This is a genomic window from Paenibacillus sp. JGP012, assembly GCF_014203995.1.
Lineage (GTDB): Bacteria > Bacillota > Bacilli > Paenibacillales > Paenibacillaceae > Paenibacillus > Paenibacillus silvae.
In genome coordinates this window covers 157,881-183,321 of record NZ_JACHKG010000004.1, presented here as the reverse complement: position 1 = coordinate 183,321, position 25,441 = coordinate 157,881, and the positions used below count along the sequence as shown (strand labels likewise).

Annotated in this window: 7 protein-coding genes; all 7 read right to left on the bottom strand. The window is 49.5% G+C overall.

The features are described from left to right. Positions 1 to 3 precede the first annotated feature (3 nt). The 7 genes from HNR77_RS07325 to HNR77_RS07295 are packed head-to-tail and all read right to left on the bottom strand — an operon-like array spanning position 4 to position 25,441. Positions 4 to 855 (bottom strand): 3-hydroxyacyl-CoA dehydrogenase family protein, encoded by an 852-nt coding sequence (locus HNR77_RS07325; protein ID WP_184182171.1) that lies wholly within the window; start codon positions 853 to 855, stop codon positions 4 to 6. Between the two features lie 28 nt (positions 856 to 883). After that, positions 884 to 2,203 (bottom strand): aspartate aminotransferase family protein, encoded by a 1,320-nt coding sequence (locus HNR77_RS07320; protein WP_184182169.1) that lies wholly within the window; start codon positions 2,201 to 2,203, stop codon positions 884 to 886. Then, positions 2,200 to 3,180 carry an ACP S-malonyltransferase gene (locus HNR77_RS07315; protein WP_184182167.1) on the bottom strand — a complete coding sequence of 327 codons (981 nt, stop codon included), beginning with the start codon at positions 3,178 to 3,180 and terminating at the stop codon, positions 2,200 to 2,202. The genes HNR77_RS07320 and HNR77_RS07315 overlap by 4 nt, the downstream gene beginning before the upstream one ends. After that, on the bottom strand, positions 3,177 to 4,334 hold the full coding sequence (locus HNR77_RS07310) for an acyl-CoA dehydrogenase family protein (RefSeq protein WP_184182165.1): 1,158 nt from the start codon (positions 4,332 to 4,334) through the stop codon (positions 3,177 to 3,179). The genes HNR77_RS07315 and HNR77_RS07310 overlap by 4 nt, the downstream gene beginning before the upstream one ends. Further along, a complete protein-coding gene (locus tag HNR77_RS07305) occupies positions 4,331 to 4,588 on the bottom strand; it encodes an acyl carrier protein (protein WP_184182163.1) in 258 nt (85 codons plus the stop codon). Before HNR77_RS07305 ends, HNR77_RS07310 begins: the two co-directional genes overlap by 4 nt. Continuing rightward, complete coding sequence (locus HNR77_RS07300; RefSeq protein ID WP_184182161.1) at positions 4,585 to 8,700, bottom strand: beta-ketoacyl synthase N-terminal-like domain-containing protein; 4,116 nt, start codon at positions 8,698 to 8,700, stop codon at positions 4,585 to 4,587. Before HNR77_RS07300 ends, HNR77_RS07305 begins: the two co-directional genes overlap by 4 nt. Further along, entirely contained in the window at positions 8,690 to 25,441 is a 16,752-nt protein-coding gene (locus HNR77_RS07295; protein ID WP_260410405.1) for a non-ribosomal peptide synthetase/type I polyketide synthase, read from the bottom strand. Before HNR77_RS07295 ends, HNR77_RS07300 begins: the two co-directional genes overlap by 11 nt.

Below are 25,441 nucleotides of genomic sequence, written 5' to 3'. Positions count from 1 at the left end.
ATGTTAATAGGCATAGAACCCCTGACCCGTCTTACGCCCCCATTGTCCTGCATCCACCATTTTTTGCAGCATTGGACAACAGCGGAATTTCGGGTCCTGATAGCTGTCGTACAACACTTTAAGTGAGTGTACAACGGTATCCAGACCAATCAGATCCGCTGTTTCCAGAGGCCCCATCTGATAATTGAAGCCTTTTTTCATAATGGCATCGACCTGCTCGGCTGTAGCAATCCCGTCCTGAACGATAAAAGCTGCTTCATTCATTAACAAATGAGAGAGCCGGTTGGATACAAACCCTGGCAAGTCCTCAATGACAACCGGATTTTTGCCAAGTGACTCGAGAAACGTCACCATTTGCTGCTCCGTTTCCAGCGTTGTATGATGCCCTTTGATTACCTCCACCATTGACTTGACCGGAACCGGATTCATCAGATGCACACCAATCGCGCGCCCCGGGTCAGGCAAAAAGGAGGCCAGTCTGGTGACCGATATACAGCTTGTATTCAGTGCAAAGAGTGCATCCGCACGCACCTTCTGACTGAGCCGTGCGTAGACTTCCTTTTTGGAATCCAGCTGCTCTGTCACATTTTCAACAATGATGCCTGCCTCTTCTATCCCGTCGTCATGCAACTGGAACGAGATTCGCTCCATAATTGCCTCAAGCGAAACTTCGCCGTATCCTCGCTTTAAGAAACAGGCCGAACGGTACTCACGCCGTATCCGATCCGGAGCAAGGGCTATGACTGACTCTGAATGATCCTGCAAAATCACACGATACCCTGCTCGCGCGACATCCAGAGCGGTGGCACATCCCATAACTCCCGCGCCAACAATCGCGATGAGTTGATTATGCATACTTGATCTCTCCCCTGTTGATCTGTCATTAGACAAGCTCGTCATAGATCTCTTTCATCTCGGCAATCGCCACAGGTACACGCTCGCTGAACCAGGCCACATCCTCCATGTCCAGCATAATATTGGGATACATGCGAGATAGCGTAGATACCAGAATTCCGTGCTCGGCAAGCTTGTTATTTAACAAAATGTCAAAGGACATCAATTCAAACGTGTAATCAGCCGTATCCAACAGCGGCTCTGTACAGCAATGGTACGAAGCACAGCCCGGCGGACCTTGCACAACAAGTGGCAAACCTGCCTTTGCCGCCTCTTGCTTGAAGATGTCATGAATCATCTCGGCATGACGATTCATACGATTCATCGCTTCTCCTCCATTGCGGCCCAGCATTTCCAGCGTTGCCTTTACCGCGGCTGTGCCTAACGGATAACCGTTGAACGTTCCCGCATGAATGACTTTTTTGTCCACTAGAAGCTTCATGATATCCGCTCGTCCAACCAGCGCAGAGACCGGAACGCCACCGCCAGCAATAGCTTTTCCGAGTGTGGTCAAGTCAGGTGTGACGCCGAAGAGCTGCTGGGCCCCGCCAAGTCCCATACGAAAACCTGTAATAATTTCATCAAAAATGAGGACAACCTGATGATCATCACACAATTTTCGGACAAGCTGCAGATAACCGGGAGCTGGCATGACCCCTCCGCCATTCACACAGACCGGCTCCATAATTACAGCCGCAATGTCATGCCCGTGCTCAACAAACAACTGCTCCAGACGGGCGGCATCATTCCAGGGAAGGAGATAAGATTGGGATTCCATCACATCTCTGGCCCTTCCTTTCGTCCCTTTCATGTCGCCTGGATAGTCGGAAGGTACAGGCAAACCTGTGCGAGGTGTCTTGCCCCCCATAATGTTGTCCGAGTTGCCATGATAGTGGCCTTCAAAACGGACAAAACGATTTTTGCCTGTCCAGGCTCGAGCAAGACGTAATGCATTCTGTACAATCTCCGTACCCGACAGCCCGAATCGAATCATCTCTGCTGAAGGCACATATTGGTGGATCAATTCCAGCGCCTCAGCATCCAGATCACAATGGCTGACCGAAAGAACACGATCAATCGTCTCCTTGAGACTGTCGTTATATTCCTCGTTACCGTGACCTACAATAAGCGCACCGAAACGGGCATACAGGTCCAGATACTCGCGGCCGTTCATATCCGTCACTCTGCTTCCGGCAGCGCGGGTGAAGTGCAGCGGCGTCTCTTCCCACGGAAGATGAAAATTGTAATGCACGCCTCCGGGAAGCCGCTGCTTTACCCGCTGGTTATACTCCATCATCCCTGTAATCATCGGGCTCCACCTCCTCCAAATGGTTGAAACTCTGTCTTGCAACGTTCCAGCAGCCCTGATTGCTCCTGCGGATCATCCAGTGAGTAAACATGCATCGAGTTATCGTACTCGCCAAGCATATTTTTAACACTCTGGCCTGGTCCGACATCTATCCATACGGTGGCGCCTCTCAGTTGAACTTGAGCCAATGCCTGAATCCAACGGATTGGCTGCAGCAGCTGGGCTGTCAGCAGCTTTGGAATATCCTCTGCTTGGTGAATGAGTTCTCCATGCACTGTAGAGCATATGGCGAATTCAGGTGCAGCGAAGGAAAGCCCCGATACAATCTCTTCTATCTCAGGCTGAATAAATTGCATCAGTTCGCTATGGTAGGGTGCATCTGCCTTCATAGGCATCATGCGGAAGGGAATAAATTCCCCTCCAGCCTGATCCACCTTGTCGTCCAGCAAACGCAGGCCCTGTGCCTCACCCGCTACGACAAACTGGTTTGGTGAGTTATATCCGGAGATGGACACATAATGGAGATCACGAATACTTGCAACGATATGTTCGAGAGCTTCCTGCTCCATATCCACTACAATGCCTGCTCTGCCCCTCTGCTCTCGTACCGCACGATGCATTAATGCCCCGCGGGCAGCTGTAAAACGAATACCATCGGCAAACTTCAATGCGCCTGCGGCGACCAAAGCAGCAATCTCGCCCAGACTGTGACCGATCGCGTAATCAGGCAAAATTCCTGACCGACGGGTGAAGGATTCAAACAGCGTATAACTTGCTGCAAGCACAGCAGGCTGAGCATATTCTGATTGTGTTAACTGCTCAAGAGAGCCGGCCAGCACCAACGCTCTCAGATCAAACCCCAGCGCCTCACTCGCCTCAGCGAAAATCCGCCTGGACTCCGGTTCTGTATTCAAGAGATCACTGCACATCTCAATATACTGACTTCCCTGACCGGGAAACAACGCACAGATGCTCATACTGCACCACCACGTTTGTAATAGGCCTTCAGTCCGTAGTGTGAGATCATCTCCTGCTGCATCTGAGAGGAGCCTTCAATAATCTCCAGTATTTTGGCTTCCTTGTACAATCTGGACACCGCATAATTACTGCTAATTCCATTCGCTCCATGAACCTGAAGCGCATCATTTGCCACTTCAACGGCTACTTTAGAGGTGAAATATTTGGCGATCGTTGTTTCCATAATGGCTTGCGGGTCCTTGGCTTCCCTGAGCTCCGCAGCCCGCAGACATAGTGCTCTGGCAGCATGCACTTTCGTGACCGCGTCACCGATCATGCCGCGAATCAGCTGGAAATGACTCAGCTTCTGATCAAACTGCTTCCGCTTCCGTGAATAGGTCACCATCGCGTCAAGAGCCTCCTGCGCTATAGCCAATCCTGCCCAGGCAATGCTGTATCTGCCCTGATCCAGCGCACCGCTTACAATGTATTCGAAGCCTTCATGAACGCGCCCGATCAGATGGCTTTTCGGTACACGAACCTCGTGAAGGTCTATTTCAGCGAGTCCTGTCTCGCCGCCAACCATGACACCTTCAATGGCCTCAGTCTGAACCCCCTCAAACTGGCGCTCAACCCAGAAGGCAGTACTCCGTCCTTCCTGAGAAGCAATAATGATGAAGACATCTGCCACATGACCGAATGTGATCCACTTTTTTTTTCCATTCAGCACGTAACTATCTGCTTCTTCTCGCCATGTAGTCTTCACACTTTTGGCATCTGACCCGACTTCTGGCTCTGTCAAGCCAAAGGCTGCAATCCATTCTCCGCTGACCAGCTTGGGCAGCCAGACAGACTTTTGTTCAGGCGACCCAAACCGCACGAGCGTTTCACTTACCAGCGAAGTATGAACCGTCAGCAAACTGCGAACAGCAGGAAGTGCCTTACCGAACACTTCCGTCAACATTCCGTAGGCTTTGGCACCAAGCCCCAAGCCGCCATATTCACGCGGGATGGGAGCAGCCAAGTAGCCCTTTTCAGCCATAGCCGTGATTAGTGAACGGGGAATGGATTGCTGCTCCTGAATCTGCCGGGCATATGGCCTGATCTCTCGTGCAGCGAACAGCTCAGCTTCATGAATAATCTCTTGCTCCTGCATCACATCCAGCTCGATCATTCAACGGCCTCCCCTTGAAGCAGTGATTCATGGAGATAAGAGGCAAACTCGGTAATCGTTTTGTATTCGAACAAAGCAACAGGACTGATATCCACCTGCAGATGTTTGCGTGTACGATTGATGATTTTGAGTGCCTGAACCGAAGAAATCCCGATTTTCAGAAAATTCGTTTCTTCATCAATATCCTCCGGATCCTGGTTTAACGCCGCTGCAATTTGGCTTTTCATAAACCCTTCAATCTCTTCTCTTGTCATATCAAGACCTCCGTTCCCTGATTCACATCAACCCAGTGTATGTGCGGCTCGAAAGGATGCGCTGGCAGATGAATCATCTGACCAGATCCATCCGGGTGCAGCTGTTCCCAATCCAGAGAAGCCCCGTGTACGTAGAGCTGTGCCAGCAGCAATGCAAGTTGTTGTTCCCTAACAAACGGTGTAACCGAAGACAGATGAATCATCTTTTCCTTACCCGTGCTTCCCGCTGGTATGAAGCCTTCATCGGTAGCCAGCATTATAATGAGGTCTGCACTCGGCATCGGGCTGGACATGTCTTGATTGCCCCCTGAAACCATTTTGCGGATCAACGTCGTGGAGTTAGCAGCTTGTTGCCGTTTGAACTGTGTCAGCCACTGTTCTTCACCCTCTACGCCTCGAATGTCCTGAATGGAAGGCACAAGACGTACGAGTGTTTCCAGCAAACTCATCCATTCCCCTTGCTCCGCGTGCTGAAGCTGATTCCCGCCTACAACGATATTGATACGTGCAGCACGAGTCTTGGCTTTAAAGCCCGACTGCATGCCGCTCATGTTCCATTCTCCGTTGCTGCTTACCGTTATGGCGGCCCGGTAACGGTAATGTTTTCTATACCGGTTCCTTGTAAAACAAAGGTCTGCCGTACGCAGGTCCGTATGCTGCTGCATATGCTGTCTGGTGTTATGAATGAGCTTATGCAATGCCTGTTCTGTCTTTGCAGAGAAGGTTAGCAGATGCTCCCGTGCCGGAACATTCTCCCGAAGCGCTGGCGTATTCCATTCCTCCACTACAATATGGGCATTGGTTCCGCCAAGGCCGAACGAACTGATCCCCGCTTTACGTGTTTTCCCTTCCGGCACCTCCCACTTCCTGTGCTCATTAACGATATAGAATGGAGACCGCTCCAGACGAAGCGCTGGATTAGGATGATCCATATGTAGACTCGGAACAAGTTCCTTGTGCTGCATACTAAGCAATACTTTCGCCAGGCTCGCTCCACTGGAGGCTGCAAATAGATGTCCGATATTGGTTTTGACTGAGCCAAGACCAATGGAGGTATCATTACCGTATCCCTTCTCCTGAAACAAGCGGAGTAGCGCATTCACCTCGATGGGATCTCCGATTCTTGTTCCTGATCCGTGTGCTTCTATATAAGAAATCTCCTGCGGATTCAGGTTGGCATCGCTGTATGCTGCACGCAGCACTTCATATTGCCCCTGTGGATTCGGAGCCATAATTCCCAATGAATATCCGTCGTTATTCACGGCTGCCCCTCGAATCACACCATAGATGTGTTTATTAGCTCGGACTGCCTCTGTCAGCGGCTCCAGGTATACAACGACTGCACCTTCACCGATGACCGAACCGTCGGCCTCCTGGTCAAACACCTTCGTATGCTGTGTAGAAGAACAGATTCCTGCATTACGCGACAGCTGATGTACATAAGGTGTGGCCAGAATGCTTGCACCGCCTACTACTGCACCAGAGATGCGCTTGTCCTGAATGGCTGCAATTGCCTGCGTCAACGCCACCAGAAATGAAGAACAGGCCGTATCAATCGCAAGTGCAGGACCGGTGAAGTTATATAAATGTGAAATAGAAGCAGCAGCGATATTAGACATGTTGCCAACCATCGCATGAGAGTGAACCTCGGACCCTTCACTGCGATTCATATAATCTACAACCAGATCAAAGTACGAGCTCGGGTTCATGCCCACATAAACGCCAACATCACGCTTATGCTCCTGATCCAGAATCATGCCTGCATCCTCAAGCGCTTCATATGCAACCTCAAGCAGCTTGCGGTGCTGCGGGTCCATAAATGCTGCTTGCTCTGCTGGAATCTCAAAGAACTCGTGATCAAAGGTGTCCGGATGTTTTAATTCGCCGATCCAGTCATCCCAATCCGGACGCCTGGAGCGTGCGGCGCGTTCCAGACTGACCCGATCCACGCTGTCCAGGCCTTCAACGAGATTGCTCCAGAATTGCTCTTGTGTATCTGCATCAGGCAACCGTAATGACAATCCCGTTATTGCAATAGCGCGGTGCACATTCAGCTGATTATCTGTATGCAGTGACATTTCGAGCGGCCTGTTATCTTCAGGAAGCTCCTGAAGATACTCCACCATTTCCTGAACCGTTCTGTCAAAAACGAGGACTTCTTGTCCCAATTCACGGCCCATATGCGCAGACAATTTGTCTAGTAATTGATAGGCAACAATCGAGTTTCCTCCCAGAGCAAGAAACGGGGCATCCATTGCAACCTTCTGGATTGGCAATTGCAGAACTTCTGCCCAAGCGCTTCGTACCGTTTGCTCCAAAGATACAGAGTGAAGAATCTCGGAAGTGGCCTGCGGTTTGTTTTGCTGAATCATCGCTTCAATCGCTTCAATATCCGGATTAAATACACCGTTCTCATACTCGTTTCTCAGCATAAATCGCTGCACCTTGCCACTTGTCGTTTTAGGGATAACCTTAATGGGAAGCACATGTGTGATCTCAATTCCAAGACCAGCTCTCATTCGATTCATCAAGTCCTGGCGTATGTCCAAAAACTGCGGATTGGTCGATTTGTGCTTCACAAATACAAGCAGTTCCTCGGTCTGTGTCACACTGTTAAAATGTCCTACCACCGTCAGATTTCCTCTTGGAATGCTGCCGTTGCCATATAAAATCTCTTCCAGATCATGTGCATAATGATTCTGTCCACGGATAAAAACGATATCCTTAATTCGTCCGCTCACCACAAGGGAGCCATCCGCCATAAAACCAAGATCTCCTGTCCTGAGCCATCCGTCCACGAACAGCTCCCGGTTGACCTCAGGCAGATTGTAATACCCGGAGGTTACCGATTCCCCGCAAATCTGGATCTCACCTACAACCCGTTCATCTACAACCTCGCCCTGCTCGCTCGCAATCCGAATCTGGATTCCAGTCATGGGATAACCTTCATGCACAAATTCAATCGTATCTGCCGGGTCATGGTCAGCAGCATCAACTGCAACAGCTTTCCCGTGCTGCACAAGCTCTTGGCGAGACAGCCGCTCTATTCGCGGCTCTTCTCCCAGTCGCGAGGTACATACACCTACAGTGGCCTCGGCCATGCCGTATGCGGGAAACATCATCTCAGCGCGATAACCGCAGGAGCTGAATTTTTGGGCGAAGCGTTCAATAACTTTGGTCGAGATCGGCTCAGCCCCGTTCAAGGTCATGCGCAGTGAGGATAAGTCAAGGCTGGCCAGTTTGGAATCCGGAATCTTCTGAACCATCCATTCAAAGCCAAAGTTGGTGCAGCAAAACCATTTCCCTTGATGCTCCGTAATTTTGCGCAAGAACAAATACGGTGATCGTACGAATGTATATGGGGACATCACCATCAGGTTTGCACCACTTATCACCGTTGTTAGATGTTGCCCGAACATTCCCATATCGTGAGTATGCGGCAGCCAGGTGAACACATTGTCTCCTTCTTCAGCACCAAGGAAAGTCTTGCAAGCGATACTGTTGGCGATAATGTTGTAGTTGGTTAACTGCACCCCTTTGGGAATTCCTGTACTGCCTGATGAGAACTGCAAAAATACAATGTCTTCAGGAGATGTCAGGTTGATTTCAGCAAGGGTTTTACTCTTTTGCAGCTCGCCGACACGAATACATCTCAATCCCTGGAATATGGCGCTCTGTGTCAACTGTGTATATTTAGGTGAAAAGGCATCTTCTACGATGACGACCGGCCGATCGAGCACTTCCCATATTTTCGTGAATTTCTCCAGACCCGCCGAGCCGGGTTCCCAGGAGGCAGGAGGACTGACAGGGGCGACAATAATGCCGCCCAGCATGCACGCCCAAAATGTGCGATAAAACTGCTGTGAATGATCAATTTCCAAAATAACAACTTGCCCTTTGCATATCCCGCTCTCAAGCAGGCCCTGCAAATACAAACGCCCTTGTCTCAATAGCTCAGGATACGATTCAAACTGCTCTTCACCTGATGAACTGATATACGTGATGCCCTTCTCCGGATGTGTATCAGCGATATACATGAGAAGTTCAGCAACTGTTGCATAATGCTCCGGCACAATCAACTCTGGCCCTCGTTGTATGGATCTACTGGACATGCTGCACCTCCATTGCCTCATTATGAACTTTCACTATCACGCCACTGCCAATATGCTCCTCAATCTGTTGTTTCAACCGTTCGATATCCAGTCCTGTATGACAACTCAAGTGTACATAAACAGCCTTTTCATCGTAATGCATGACCCATTCCATGCAGGCAAGTCCTTGCACAGCATGTTCCCCATCCGTCAGCTCGAATTCTGGTACGGCCTCCTCACCGGAGATGAAGCCCTGGAAGTTGAACAGAATCATCTGTCGGGGCTCCTCCGGAGTTTGTCTGTATGCTGCATGCAGCTGTCTATGGATGCCAGTATATTGAGATGCAACGACCGGATCATGTGTGAGTGCCATAAAATTAAGGCGATGCTGTTTAATCCAGTCCAGATGCTGCATCAGATGCTCCTGGGAAAAATCATCATGCACAAGGAGTGGAATGAGATCCAGAAATTCTCCGACGTAATCGTAATAGGAGTTCTGCCCATACTCGCGTCCATAATGCACCAAAGCAACCGGTAGATGACTTATATTCAGGTACGAAGTAAGAATGCCTGCAAAAGTTGTAAAATGAGTCCACCAGACCTCTTCCGATTGCTCGCCTGTGAAAGCTGTAAGTGGTATTTCGACAGTCAACGCCGAAGGCGAGCCATGTCCTGACCTGCTCTTCAATTGATGCATTACATTGCTGTTATGATGGCTCCATGTCTGAATGGCAAACTGCTCTTCCAGACCGGCTTCGCTTATGCCAACAGGCCCCTGAGACAACTCAAGCACATAATCTTCATACTTTCGCAGCTCGACGGTGTGATCTATATCGCTTGCTGTATTTTGTTGATTGCGGATTATGTCTGACTGAAGCTGCTGCTTGATGATCTCGGCACTCATCCCGTCAAAAGCAAGATGATCAAAGCCCCAGATCAGCTTGTGTTCTGTGGATGACGTACGCAGAATGCATAATCGCCATGGTAACCCTTCCAGTGTATAAGGCTTGTGCAATATAGCCTGGACCAGCTTGTGCTCCAGTTGCTCCAGTGAAGCAGGAGCATAATGACAAACATCAAGATATGAAATCAGCTGTAACAACATATCTGCTGCAAGAGACAGATCGCACTGATGCCAGCAGAGCATTTCGTCTTCCTTATATAGAACACTGTGCAGTAACTGATGGCGGGCAATAACCCCGAGAATCAGCCTTTTCACAGCGTATTCATGTAAAGGCGCCTCCAATGTAGTGATAAAACCGCTTGCTCGTGAAGTGGTGCAGGCATGTGCCTGCTGAATTGGAGAGAGCGGGAATTGGCTTATGGCCGCCGTACCCGACATAAAACTTGAAACCTGACTACAATTGTTCAAGACATGTAAAACCAGGCTGTCCAGTTGCTTCTCGTGGAGTGTAAGCTCTTGAGGTATTGTAATCGGAGACTGAATGTGCAGGCTTTCTTCAGCCAACATGGATGATTCGTCCATAGCTGATAATGATTGTGCCAACGCCCTGGCTGTATGATATTGGAATAATTCGCTCACACTGATGGCAATTCCTTCTTTTGACAAAATTTGAGTTAAAGCAATCGCTTTAAGCGAATGTCCCCCATGCTGGAAGAAATGATCTGTTACGCCCAAGTGAGGATTATTCAGAATTTGTCTCATCGCATTAAGAATAATTCGTTCTGTATCCGTGCGTGCAGAATCTGCTGTAACATGGGTAGAATGCACTTTCGTCATGTCAGATAGAGCCTTCCGATCCACCTTGCCATTAGCGTTGATAGGCAGATGATCCATTCGCACAATCTGTGCAGGGACCATGTATTCAGGCAACCGTTTGTGCAGCTCTGTGCAAACTTCGTCAACTGATCGTTCAGCATTCGCTTTCGTTGTGTAAAACGCTGAAACGTATAAGCTGCCTGAAGCATCTGTTGCGGTCATCACAAAGGCATCCTTGACGCCTGGCAGCTGCTCAAGACAATTGCTTATCTCTGGCAGTTCAATTCGGAAACCTCTGATCTTGACTTGAAAATCGGAGCGTTCAATAAACATCAGGCTGCCGTCCATTCGACGTTTGACCATGTCTCCTGTACGGTACATCCGTTCTCCCTTACGGAAAGGATCTTCTACAAAATGTTTACGTGTAAGCTCTTCACGGTTCAGATAACCGATGCCTACCGCATCCCCGCTAATGTATAACTCGCCAGGCACATTGACAGGTACAGGATTCAAATCCTCATCCAGCACATACAGAGCTGTATTCGACAACGGATAACCTATAGGAAGCGAGTCGGTATACGGCTCCGTTTGCTCCAGCAAATGATAGGAAGCAAAGAAGGTCGCTTCCGTTGGACCATATCCATTTAGCAGCTTGCCTGGCCCTACACATGCAAGAGCTTTGTTCGCGTGGCTTACAGATGCGGCTTCCCCTCCAAACATCACCAGGCGAACGTTCTTCAGGCACTCCACATCCCAATCCACCAGCATGTTAAACAACGAGGTGGTGATAAAAAATACAGAAATCTGCTGCTCACGAATCACTCCTGCCAGACGAGCCATATCAAGAATGATGTCTTTCGGAATGAGTACCAGAGTAGCCCCATTCATTAATGAAGCAAAAATATCGAATATCGACCCGTCAAATGCATAATTGGAAACCTGTAACACCCGATCCTCAGGCACTACCGTCACAAAATTACTTTTTTTCATGACCTTGATAACATTGCGATGACTCATCACTGTGCCTTTGGGCATACCTGTCGATCCCGATGTGTAGATGATATAAGCCGGGTCAACCGCCTTCGTGCGAACCTGTATGAACTGCTCCTCAGGCTCTCCAGTAACGACAGCTGCCAATTCTTCAGCGGGCACCACCACATTCGGAACAACAGATCTCCATGCCGGAGCATACGCTGCTTCAGTCAAAAGTAAAGGCGCATTGCAATCCTGTAAAATATACTCCACTCGTGATGACGGTGAAGCCGGATCAATCGGTACGTAGTGACAACCTGCTGTTAGTGCAGCAAGGATGCTGATCATCTGGATCGGTCCACGGTCCAGGAGCAAAGCGATGCTTGAGCCTGATTGCACCTTACGTTCAAGTATTCTGGATACGAGCCTTTGAACATTAGCATGAACATCGGCATAGCTCCATTCCTCATCTCCCCATACCAGTGCTGTCTTGTGACCATGTAAACGAACCTGTTCCTCGAACAGTTCAGGAATTGTTGCCTCCCGTCGATATGGCATCTGGTTTGCATTTACTCCGAACAGAAGCCATTCATGCTCTTCAGGCACAGTAAGTTTGATCTCACGAATCCGTTCAGCATCTCCCGCGATGATCTGGGTCAGAATATATTGAAATTTTTTCATCATGAGTTCCATGGAAGACAGATCGAACAATTCAGAACGATATTCCAGTTCAATCGAATACTGCTGCTGATGTTCAACTACTGTCCATGTCTGATCAAACTTGGCATCTACCTTGCCGTCGATCCAGGGTTCAACATGCAGACTTCCAGCTTCAGGATGATCTGTGCCCATGTTGATGTAGTTCAGCACAATGTCAAACAGCGGATTACGGCTCAAGTCACCGAACAACCCAAGCTGCTCTACAAGTGCTTCATACGGATATTGCTGATGTTGATAGCAGGATAACAGCTTGCTTCGAACCTCGTTCAAATACAGATCCACAGGCTGATCCTTGTCCACTGTAGACCGTATAGCCAGCATATTCACAAACATGCCCATGACGTTCTCAAGCTCTGGCTTCTCCCTTCCCGCCACAGCTGTACCAATGACCAGATCTTCTTGTCCGGTGTATTTCCAGATCAGAACATTCAACGTGGCCATGAAAAGCATGTATGGAGTGAATCCCTGTCCTGCACATAATTCGTTGATCTGAGCACTTAACGATTCCCCAAGCTCAGTGCTGATCCGTTCTCCCTGATGGGATAACACTGCACGTCTCGGGTGATCGGTAAGCAATTCGACAGGTGCAGGTACGTCCTCAAACTCCTGCAGCCAGAACGCTGCATCTTCAGCAGCATGCCGCTCAGATGTCGATGAATCAAGCCATTCGGCATAATCCTTGTACTGAAGTGTTAACGGCTCGAGGGATTCCCCGCTGTACAAGCGGGCAAATTCCTGCAGCAGAATTGCAATCGAGCTCTGATCGGAGATGATATGGTGCATGTCGATGAACAGAATATGTTCCTCTTCTGCAAGACGCGCAAGCTTTACGCGAACAAGTGGTGCACGGGTCAGATCAAAAGGCTGTACCCACTCGCTCAGCTGTTCTGGCTCTGCTTTTTCCAGCTCCAGCAATTCCACAACACTGCCAACCTGTTCCTCGATGATCTGAACCAGTTCACCCTCCACCATCTCGAATCGGGTTCGGAACGCCTCATGCCGCTGTACGAGAGCATCCATAACCGCGATAAATCGAGCAGTATCCAGCTCCCCTCGCAGCCTGTACGAGCTTGCGAGATTATAGGCAGTGCTTTCCCCCTTCAACCACTCATGAACAACAAACATTCGTCTCTGTGCCGAGGTAGTCTGGTATCTGTCTTTGAAGGCTGCTGGGATAATAGGTCGTCCTGCCGGCTCTTCACCTGCAGCTTGCTGTTCATGAATCCTTTCCACCATGCGAGCCAGCACCGAGTATTCAAAAACATCGTCCAGACCCATCGACACACCGAACATATCCTTGATGCGGGATGCCAGAGAGATCGCCTTCAGGGAATGCCCTCCAAGCTGGAAGAAATCATCCTCAGAGTCTACAGCCTCGCATCCAAGCAGTTCCTGCCACAGCTTGGCTGTTGCTTCGTATATCTCATCGCTGCTCCGCCGAACCCCGGTCTTGTGATTCTTGTGATTCTGCGACTGATCTGCTGATGATGCCGTTGCATCCACTGTTCGGGGCATGCCTGTAAGCAGATACAGCGGAACATCATGCTTATGGACAATCGGATCAAACGAATAGGTCGGTAGAGACACTTTTTGTCCAGACCCTTGTCCGTTCACTTGCTCCCAGTCCAGTTCCATGCCCAGGCACCAGCATTGTCCCAATGTTTTCATAAAATAAATATCCGCCTCGAGTGAACTGGACCGATCTCCGGTAAGCGAAACAACCTGTGTTTCCTTCAAGTCAGGCCTCCACACTTGTTCAAGCTTTGTCCCCTGCGCCGGATACGTGATCATCCAGAGTGTGCTTTCGGGAAGAGATAGAAGACCCTCTTGGGTTAATAACGGGAACTTAGACGCTGCCCTGATGAACGGCATAATATGAGATGCCAGCTCAGCAGCAGACTTCTCTAGACCATGTTCTGTCAAGCTGCCTCTTGACGCATGTAATGCATCACTCAAAGCTCCGTCTTGGGATGACCATTCATGCCAGTTATACAGCAGACGCACAGCATGAACTGGCTCAAGCGCATCACCGAGAACCAATCCGACCAATTCACCGATGCCTTGCCCGTATATCACATCTGGGTGTATTCCTGACTGAAGGAGCGTGGCGAACAAAGCGTGCTGAACTACAAAGCAATACATTCGTTCAAGGCGTGCATCACGAATCGGCCGACCTATACTCTGACGAAGTGCATATTGCTCCTTCGCTTCAAACAGGCTCAGCATACGATCAACGTGCTGGTTGAATCGTTCAGATATGTGGCTGCGATAGCTTGAAGCATACATTTCGCGAATCATGCGAGGCTCCCAGGCAGCATCCCCACCGATGTAAAACACCACTTGTCTTCTGGATTGCTCCACGCTCCCCTGTGTCTCAACCTCATACAGATCATCGCCAGAAGGGATAACCCCCTCAGCCACCACAAGCGTTTTGCGATGATTGAACCTGCTTCTGCCCGTCTGCAGCGTCCAGGCCGCATCGGACAACTGCTCTGGCATTTTCTCCAGTGCCTGTATAACGGAATGGCAGGTCCGTTCCAAAGCAGTTTCGCTCTTCGCTGAGAAAGGAAGCAGCAGCAAAGGCTGATACACAGCCTGACCTTCCAATGGAGGTGCCTGCTCTAATACAACATGAGCATTCGTGCCACCGATACCAAAGGAGCTGACGGCTGCACGCAGCACCTGTTCCTTATTTTTGAAATGCTGCGGTTCCCGGTTGATATAAAAAGGACTGCGCTCCAGTTCCAGCATCGGGTTGGCTCTGTCCATATGAATCTGCGGCGGAACGGTACGATGATGCAGCGTTAGAACCGTTTTGATAAACCCGGCAACACCTGCCGCAGCATCAAGATGGCCGATATTCGCCTTGACCGAGCCAAGTGCGCAATAATTTTGCTTTTCCGTCTCCCAGGACTGTCGAAGTGCTTCAATCTCGATCGGATCTCCCAGCTTGGTGCCGGTCCCATGTGCCTCCACATAGCTGATCTCATCAGGAGATATGCCTGAGCGTTCGAGCGCTGTCTGGATCACTTTCACCTGACCGGAAACACTTGGCGCGGTATACCCGATTTTGTGCAAACCATCATTATTGATCGCCGAGCCTTTGATCACTGCAAATATCTGATCTCCATCCCGCTGCGCTTCACGAAGCGGTTTCAGAACAACCATGCCGCACCCGTTCCCGGAAACGGTACCTGATGCCTGTTCATCGAACGGTCTGCAATATCCGTCTTTGGAATAGATCATGCCCTCGTGCCAGTGATAACCTTCTCGCAGCGGATACGAGATGGACACACCTCCTGCAAGCGCCACATCACACTCCCCACGAATCAGAGACTCCGCCGCCTGATGAATCGCTACCAGAGATGTTGAGCATGCGGTCTGTACAGCCATACTCGGACCTCTAAGATTCAGCTTATGGGATATACGAGTCGTAATATAATCCTTCTCATTCAGAGTCATCGCTTCAAAGGCTTGCAGAAGGTCGCCTGAACGCCCCAGAAATTGAACCATCCAAGGCAAACTTGATCCGCTTCCTGCAAATAAACCGATGGAGCCTGAGTACCGATACGGATCACAGCCTGCATGCTCAAGCGCCTCCCAGGAGCATTGGTGCAGCAGTCGAATCTGCGGGTCCATCATATCGGATTCCTGATACGGATATTCAAAAAACTCGGAATCAAAAAACTCCGTATTCTGCAGCACACCTTTGGCCCGCACATAATCAGAATGCGTATACTCTTCCGGCCTCACACCTGCTGCGCTCAGTTCCTCTTCAGTCAAGCGAACAATGCCTTCCTCGCCTGCCATCAGATGATCCCAGAACTCATCTATATTGCTCGAACCCGGAAAACGCCCGGCCATGCCGATCACAGCAATATCCGTTGAGGAAACCGCAATGTTTCTATTTTTTACATCCAGGGCTGCTTGCATCTCAAACCGGTGCTCTTCCATTCTGCTCTGCTCCTGCACCAAACCATCTTCGGCCTTGTCCATATTTTTGGAAGTCACCTTCTGTTCAGGCATGAGGTGATCCACCAAAGATGCAATAGAAGAGTGCTCAAACAGCTGCACGAGCGGGATATTTTTCCCCAGATAAGCATTTAACCGATTATTGATTAAAATAAGGCCCAGCGAGTTGCCGCCGATATCAAAAAAATGCTCATGCACGTCAATATGATCCCGCTTCAACATATCCTTCCACGCGTCAATCAGCATGTGCTGCAGCTCTTCACGAGTCTGCTTTTTGCTTGTTGGGGAGGCGGTGACAGATGAATCAGATATGGAAACCGCTTCAACAAAATCAGAGCTTTGCAGGGCATTGCGATTCAATTTGCCATTCGGCAGAACCGGCAGTTTCTCCAGACGAATCAGGCGGGATGGCATCATATAATGAGGCAAACTTTGCTTTAGCCACGCCCGCAGCTGCGCCTCTTCCTCTCCCATGGCAGACGCATTAACGTCCGGCTTCATACTGTAGTAAAGAATGATTTGCAGCTGCTCAGGCTGCTCTCCTTCTGCCTTTACAACGGCTTCCCGCACCCCTGCATAACGCAGGGCCATCTGTTCAATCTCATTCAGTTCAATCCGATACCCTCTGATCTTCACCTGCTGATCCAGGCGCCCGGCCAGTTCGACCTCTCCGCTCGGCAGGATGCTGGCCAGATCACCTGTTCGATATACTCGCCCTCCCAAAGCAGGTGCATAATCCATAAATTTGGCGTTTGTCTCGGCCATATTGTTCAGATATCCCCGCGATAACCCCAGACCCGCAATGCAGAGCTCGCCGAAATTCCCCGGAGGCAGCAGTTCACCTTGATCATCTAAAATGTACAGCTCAGTGTTGGCAATCGGCTTGCCAATCGTAATCAGATCAGGTTCTATTAATTCTTTGGTCGTCGACCAAATTGTTGTTTCCGTAGGTCCATACATATTAAAGAGACGGGCAGAGGAATTCTTTTTCACATCCGTCAATAGCGCTGCAGGAACGCTTTCTCCCCCGGTGAGTACACAGCGAAGCTGCGGAAGGATCTTGGCAAACTCCGGATTCTCCACAAATGCCTTGATACGTGATACCGTGCTGAGAATGTGTGTAATGCCGTGTTCCCGTATTCGCTGTGCCGCAAGTACCGGATCAAGCTGCTCCTGCTCGTCTGCCAGATAAAGCGAGTAGCCTGTACATAGCGGAGCCCACACTTCAAAACCAAAAATATCAAATGAAATCGTTGTGACACTGATCATACGATCTGTTTCATGTGCAAAAATCTTGCGGTGTCTGATGTCCTCTATAAAGTTAACGATCGCCTCATGAGGGATCATGGCCCCTTTAGGCCGACCTGTCGAGCCGGATGTAAAGATGACACAAGACAAGTCTGAGGACAGTACGTCCACATTCGGGTTGAGTGTTGAACGTTCAGCAGCAGCAGCAGGCTCATAAACGAGGCGAGCTCCTTCATATCCCAATATGTCCGCTTCATCAGAAGTGCACAAAAGCAGCTTCATGCGACTATCTTCCATCATGTTCAGGATACGCTGTGACGGAAATGACGGATCAAGCGGCACATAAGCCGCACCTGCTTTGAGCACTGCAATCAACATAATAATCAGAGATTCATTCCGTTTGCATAAGATACCGACAGGCTCGTCCCTGCGTACCCCGCGATCCACCAGCTTTCGGGCTAAAGCATTAGCTCGCTCGTTAAGCTCTGCATAGGTTAGCGCCTTCCCTGAGGATACCAACAGAGCTATTTGGTCCGGTGTACGTTCTGCCTGCTGCTCAAACAACCGATGCAGGCTCATTGCACGATCGTACTCCAGAAGGGGACCCGTCAGCCGGTGAAGACCGGCTTCAGAAGGACTCGCCGCTTTATCATAAAACCTGCTCAACGGCAATTCCGGTTGCTGCACAATCTGTTCACAGAATCCGATAAATTGCTGGATCATATCTTCTATCGTTTGCGTTCGGAACAAGTCCGTTGAATATTCGATATATCCTTCGATCACCTGCTGTTCCCTAAGCTCCTGACATGTCAATAGCAGGTCATAGGTTGAGGTGCCCGTCTCCACTGGAACGGAGCTGAACTGTAAACCATGAAGCTCAAGATCATGCAGCTCCATATTTTGATAATCAAAACATACATCGAAAATAGCGTTCCGGTTCATTTCGCGTTTGAATCCAAGCTGTGTCACCAGTTCATTGAAGGGATAATCCTGATAGGCAAACGCATCAAGTGTGTGCTGTTTAAGCTCGCGTAAAAATGCGCTATACACCCGGTCCGAGGCAGGAAAATTACGCATCGGGATCATATTGACAAACATGCCTACCGTTTCCTTCCATTCCTCTTGCAGCCTTCCGGCTACGGGTGTTCCTACAACAATGTCATGCTGACCTGTTCGGCTCGCAAGCAGCATATTCCATACACTCAGCATAACCATATACATTGAAACTTCATTGGAGGAAGCCAGCTTATGCAGACGCGCTGTAAGTGAGCGGCTCAATGTGAAATGAACACGTTCCCCCTTCATCGATCGCTGCATTGGACGATCATAGTCAAGCGGAAGTTCAAGTACAGGCGGTGCCGTGTCGAAACGTTCCAGCCAGTAAGCCTGATGAGGCTGATAAACCTCTGAGGCCAATCGCTGCTGTTGCCATACTGCATAATCTTTGTAATGTAAACGTACTGTACGTTCCTCACCAAAATACAAAGCGTTGAAGTCACGCGTTATCAGCTCAACCGAAGTGCCATCCGCGATAATATGATGAATATCAAAGAACAACAGATGCTTGCGCTCTCCTGTTTTAATCAGCTTCACCCGCATAAGTGGAGCTTGGTGTAGTGCAAAAGGACAGATCAAGGCCTGAATATATGAAGACATCGCCTGTTCATCGGATAGATGCTGCTCGGCATAAGCAAAATCTATAGGAACCGATGGATGAACAAGCTGAACAACCTGGTCGCCTCGTATCTCGAATGTTGTTCTAAGCGCCTCGTGACATTGCACCAGCTTCTCCATTACGGCTTGTACTTTGGTCACATCGAGATCTCCCTCAATGAGCGTGGCTGACGGCAAATTGTAAGCTGTGCTGTCCGGCTCCAGCATGGATTGGGTGAACATACGCATCTGAGCAGACGAGATCGGGTAAGCATCCATAACCGCTGCGGGCTGAATCATATGCTCCTGGGCTTGCGACTCCAGCATGCCATACAGATGTTCCGCCAGTTGAGATGGTGTTGCATGGTTGAACACATCGGCTACTTCTGTCTGAATCCCGATGGCAGCCCGAATGGACGCAGACAAGCTGACTGCTTTGAGTGAATCACCACCAACGGCAAAGAAATTAACCTGCTCCTCCAGATCAGGTATGCCAAAAATGGATTTATACGCCTCAAGCACCACCTGCTTCATCGCTTCCAGGCTGCCTGTATAACCTTGCACAGCGGAATAAGAAGTGCTGCTATACTGCTCACTGGCTTGCTGTGTACGCTGCCCGGTATGGCTTGCTTCTACGGGCGGACCGCCAATTAATGATTGATTAATCGGATAATGCTGCTTATCGAATTGATACGCTGGCAAAGAGCATTTGCGACGTACTGTCTGTCCTCTGAGTACCTTCCAATCCAGTTCAATGCCCTCACACCATAACTCGGCGATTCTGCGGCTGGTATACAGACTGTCCTGTTCGTTCTCTCTGACATGACGCAGCATATTCAATACGATATGTGTATCCCTGGACTGAATATGTTGTCTCACAAAAGAGCTCAAGGTGCGTCCTGCACCAACCTCGATGAACACGGCCTGCTCGTCCTTTAACAACTCGTTCAGATTCGCTTCAAAGAGTACAGGTTGTAAAATATGCTTTGCCCAATAATTCGGACTTGTCATTTCATTTGAATTCGCCCATGTTCCGCTCGAATTCGAAAGCAGGGGAATGTCCGGGCTATGAAGCGAATAAGCGGCCAAGCGCTGCTCAAACTCAATCGCAGCATCATTCATCATCGGCGTATGGAACGCATGCGAGGTTTTCACACGAATGCATTTCCAGCCCAGTGCTGCAGCCTTTTCTTCCATTCGCCCAATAGCCTCTGCCGTCCCGCCAACAACACTGGAGCCCGACGTATTGACCAGGGCCAACCACAAATCCCCATCCAGCTGAGATTTCACCAGCTGTGAATCCTCCATAATGGCAAGCATGACACCTGGCTGCTGCTGCTGCATCAACCGTCCGCGCAGCCTTACAATCTGTACTGCGTCTCTCAGGTTAAATACCCCTGCCACCACAGCCGCCGTCAGTTCACCAATGCTGTGTCCAATCATGCCGTCCGGTTGAATACCGAGTTGCTGCAGAGATTTAGCCATAGCGTAACCGGTCATAAACAATGCAAATTGACTGTATTCCGTCTGATTCATTCGTTCAGGCTGCTGATCACCATACACAACGGACATCATATCTTCGCGCTCGTCCTCAGGAAGCAAATCCAGAATCTCCTGAACATATCTGCGGAACAGAGGGGCTATACCTGCTTGCTCCGCCGATTGATATAATCCGGATCCCATGCCTTGATACTGGCTGCCCTGCCCGGGGAACATAAAATATACAGGGCGCCGAACACGCGGTGAATGAACGATTTTAGCCTTTTCCAGCTGCTGCATGTATTGCTCGGGATCATCCTTCCAGCTCTTATCCAGAATGAGTGCCTTGCGATACGAAAAATGAGTGCGCCCTGTCTGCAATGTCCATGCTGCGTCCGAAACGGATTGCTGCGGATGCTGCACCAGATGCTCCATGATTCGTTCAGCAGTGCGGTTCAGCGAAGACTCTGTTTTGGCTGAAAAAAGCAATACATTCACATCATCATCGGGACTACACTTTTCCATCTCTGGAGCCTCCTCCAACACCATGTGGGCATTCGTACCTCCCACACCAAATGAATTGATACCTGCACGGCGAACACCTGCTTGATCCCGATTCCAGTCCACCCCTTCCGGGTTGACTTTGAAGGGCGTGTTCGCAAAATCAATCTTGGGATTCGGCTGCTCGTAATTAGCCGTACCCGGAATATAATTGTGATCAAGACTAAGCGCCACTTTAATCAGACCGACTACACCCGCAGCCGTATCCATATGTCCCACATTGCCCTTCACCGAGCCGAGATAACAAAACTGCTTCTGATCGGAAGCAAACGCACGTGTCAGAGATTCAACCTCAATAGGGTCACCAAGCAGCGTTCCTGTGCCATGGGCCTCAATGTAACTGACCGTTTCAGGATCAACGCCAGCAGCCTGATACGCATCCTGAATGACCTCAGCCTGTCCGCTGACGCTTGGAGCCAGGAAGCTGAGCTTGTCCTGCCCATCATTGTTAATGGCAGAACCTTTAATCACACCATAAATATGGTCTGTATCTCGCAAAGCATCCGTCAAGCGCTTCAGCACCACAATGCCCATTCCGTTGGAAAACACCGTGCCGCTTGCTGCAGCATCAAATGGTCGACAATGACCATCCGAGGCAAACATCATGCCGTCCTCGTATACATACCCGCCTTCATTCGGCAGCTCGACGGTAATCCCCCCTGCTACAGCGACATCACATTCGCCAACCATCAAGGATTGACAGGCCAGATGCGGGGTCACGAGCGAGGTTGAACATCCCGTAAGAGCAGTGTAAGCAGGTCCCTTGAGGTTCAGCTTATAGGCCATGCGTGTAGCCAGGAAATGATTGGTGCTCAGTGTGAACGCCTCGTATTTGCTGCTGTATCCTGCATCATTAAACAGCACTTGACGATACCATTCAAAATCATCCGATCCACCAAGAAACACTCCCACTTTTCCTGCTTCATCGGGTTTGCAGCCTGCGTCCTCAAGCGCTTCCCAGATTCCCTGATACATCAATCGGAACTGGGGAGACATCATGCCGGCTTCACCAGGAGTATAGTCAAAGAAACCTGCATCAAACTGCTCAATGCCATTCACCCGGCCCTTGGCCTTCACATACCGTGGCGAACGCAGCAGCGCTTCGTCTACACCAAGTGCCCTCAGTTCTTCATCACTGTAAAAATGAATACTCTCCTGACCTGCCACCAGATTACGCCAGAATTCACGAATATCCTCGGCTCCTGGCACATTCACTGCCATACCTACAATGGCAATATCCTCGCGCAGAATACCTGCTTTTCGTTGAAAACGTTCCTCACGCAGGTCAGGTGTCGGCGCGGCTTCCCGGGGCTGTCCTATAGCTGCAAACTGCCGCAATGTAGGACACTCGAAGAAGCGGGGAACAGGAAAGTCCATATCAGTGCGATGTTTCAAGCGATTATGTGCCTGAATAACGGAAAATGAATTGCCACCGAGTTCAAAGAAATGGTCGTCTCTGCCGACTTTCTCTACACCCAGCACCTCAGCCCATACGGCAGCTATTTCCCGCTCCAGCTCTGTAGCAGGCGCAACGTAAGCTGTACTTGAGGTATGTGTGTGTGTTGTGTCAGCGATCAGGGCATTCCGATCCGTTTTTCCGCTGCTGTTCAACGGAAATTCGGTTTTATGTACAAAAACAGATGGAATCATATACGCAGGAAGTGATTGCGACAGATGCTCTCTCAATTCATTCACAGGCCATTCCTGTTCCGACAGATAATAGGCGTATAGCGAGCCGGACCGGCCCTCTGATGATTTCATGACAACGACTGTCTGAATGATCCCGGGGTAGGATGAAAGGGTATTTTCAATCTCCCCGGTCTCCAGTCTGGCCCCCTGAATTTTCACCTGAAAATCAATGCGCCCCAAATATTCGAGTGTCCCGCTTGGCAGGGAGCGAACCATATCCCCTGTGCGATACATCATTTTGAAATAGTCAGGGTCCTTCTGCTCATCATAAAAAGGGTTACGCACAAATTTCTCCCGAGTCATCTGTTCCAGATTTAAATATCCTCGCGCAAGACCCACACCGCTCAGACACAATTCACCCGGAATGCCCAGAGGCTGCAGCTTGTCCTGTTCTCCGACGACATACCACCTTGACTCATTAAGCGGCACACCAATCGGGATATTCCCAATGCCGTTGTAAGAGCTCAGCGGATAATGGGAGACCCAGATCGTACATTCCGTAGGGCCATACACATTTTCCAGGCTTGCACGGATATTTAAACGATCAAATTTGTTAAGAATGTCTGGTGTAACTGCCTCTCCGCCCACGAAAATCCACTTCAGTGTATCCAATTCCGAAAGATCGTGGCGAAGCTCCATTGTTTCGAGAAAAAGACGGAATAAGGTCGGTACAAAATTGATGTGGGTTACCTGATGCTCGGCTATAACAGATAATATGCGGGAAGGGTCCTTCTCCGCTTCTGGCGGCAGAATGCTTAAAGTGCCCTCACCCATAAACCAGCCAAACAACTCCGTACAGGACACATCGAAGGTATAGGCTGTTTTGAGCATATACACGTCATTGGCTTGTACCGGGAAACGACGTTCCAGATCCAGCAGCGTATTTACAACGCTATGATTTTCGATCATGACGCCCTTGGGCTTGCCAGTTGATCCTGATGTGTACATAATGTACGCAAGGCTGTGAGGGTCTAGCGTTTCTTCGAGATTGGCACTGTCTCCGGTAAACACGGCTGCATCATCTGTGTAGATATAGTGAGCCTCAAGCGACTCATCCTCTACCTCATGCCGCCGGGCAATAACGATGGAGATATCCGCATCCGATAGAATATAGGCTTTTCTGGATACCGGATAGGCCGGGTCCAGAGGTACAAACGCACAGCCCGCTTTCAACACGGCAAGCAAAGCGATGACCATCTCGGAAGAACGCAGCATTTGTACGCCGATCGCCTCATTTTTGCTTCTTTTTCTTGCAACAATCTGTCTTGCCAGTTGATTGGCCTTTGCATTCACCTCTGCATAGGTCTGTTTATTCTGTTGTTCGAGCAATGCAATTCGCTCAGGGCAGTGTGCCACTTTGGTGTGAAAAATATCTATGATGTGCTGCGGGGTATAAGGGAAATACGAAGTTTGGTTGAACTGCTGCAGCAATTGCTCCTGCTCGTCCTGCATCAGAAGACTGTACTCGCCAATGCGCTGCTCCGTTTTGGTTACGAGCTGCTGCATCAGGTGCAGGAAACGCTGTCCCATGCGCTCCACGGACTCAGCACGGAACAAGCTCGGTTTATATTGCAATTTCAATTGTGTGCCCTTGGATGTACTATTCAGGACAACCATCAGATCACCCGGAAATGTCACGATATCTTGCTCCACGAGACTGGTTCCCGGCAGATCCTCCTCATACGAATCGTAGACAAACGAAACATCAAACACCGATGGAGAACCCGGCTGTACCTGCATCATGCTGTCTCTCACAATCAGGTTATTGGGATATCCAATATGTTTGTAGGTGTCCATCCAGGTCGCTGTTACTTGCTCAAGCAGAGATAGAAACGATGATTCAGCATCAATATGGAACCGCATCGGCAGCATATGTACAAAACATCCAATCGTCTCCTCCAGATCGAAGCCGGGACGATGTGAATACGGGGACGCAAAGGTGATATCCGGTTTACCTGCATATTTGTTAAGGAGAACACTGAAGGCCCCCATGAAATACATAAATACAGTGACCTCATGATCTCTGGACATCCGGGTGATATCCGACATTAACGCTTCAGGTATGTCAAAACGAAGCTCATGCCCTACTCCGGCTTGTGAACTGCCAGCGGGGTAATCATGCGGCAAAGCCAGCGGCTCAGCTCCTTGCATTTTGGCTAACCAGAAATCACGTTCCCGGTTATACTTGTTCTCTTGCAGCTTTGTATTCTCCGCAGCGATGTAGGAGATGAAGCCCTCATCCTGTTTTACATCAACCGGCAGGTCCTGAAGCATGCAATTGTACCAATAGAAAAGTTTATTTTTCAAAAGTTCAAGTGACAATCCATCACAGATTAAATGGTGTATACACATGGTGAGAATATGCTCGTCCTCATCCATATGTATCAGCATCATTCGAAATAGCGGGCCCTGCTCCAGTACAAATGGAGATTGAATAAACGCCTCTATGGAGGTCTTCATCTGTTGGTGCTTCTCAGCCTGATGCACATCGCGCAGATCCCGCAAGATCAGTGCGTATTCCATATCATCCTGAATGGATAGAACAGGTCGATCCTGATGTATCTGAATATGCGTACGCAGCACGACTTGTTCATACATCAGCATTGTAATGGAGCGACGAAAGGTTTCAAGCTGAAGCCCTTCTATCTGTATCGATGCTGAGATGTTATACGAAGAAGGATCATTCACTTGACAATCGAAATAGATCCCTTTCTGCGTTTCGGAGAGTTCCACGGTTTTACGTACCAT

Excerpts from the sequence above, each read along its gene's own strand:
- HNR77_RS07325 (WP_184182171.1), bottom strand. The coding sequence starts at position 855 with ATGCATAATCAACTCATCGCGATTGTTGGCGCGGGAGTTATGGGATGT.
- HNR77_RS07320 (WP_184182169.1), bottom strand. The coding sequence starts at position 2,203 with ATGATTACAGGGATGATGGAGTATAACCAGCGGGTAAAGCAGCGGCTT.
- HNR77_RS07315 (WP_184182167.1), bottom strand. The coding sequence starts at position 3,180 with ATGAGCATCTGTGCGTTGTTTCCCGGTCAGGGAAGTCAGTATATTGAG.
- HNR77_RS07310 (WP_184182165.1), bottom strand. The coding sequence starts at position 4,334 with ATGATCGAGCTGGATGTGATGCAGGAGCAAGAGATTATTCATGAAGCT.
- HNR77_RS07305 (WP_184182163.1), bottom strand. The coding sequence starts at position 4,588 with ATGACAAGAGAAGAGATTGAAGGGTTTATGAAAAGCCAAATTGCAGCG.
- HNR77_RS07300 (WP_184182161.1), bottom strand. The coding sequence starts at position 8,700 with ATGTCCAGTAGATCCATACAACGAGGGCCAGAGTTGATTGTGCCGGAG.
- HNR77_RS07295 (WP_260410405.1), bottom strand. The coding sequence starts at position 25,441 with ATGGTACGTAAAACCGTGGAACTCTCCGAAACGCAGAAAGGGATCTAT.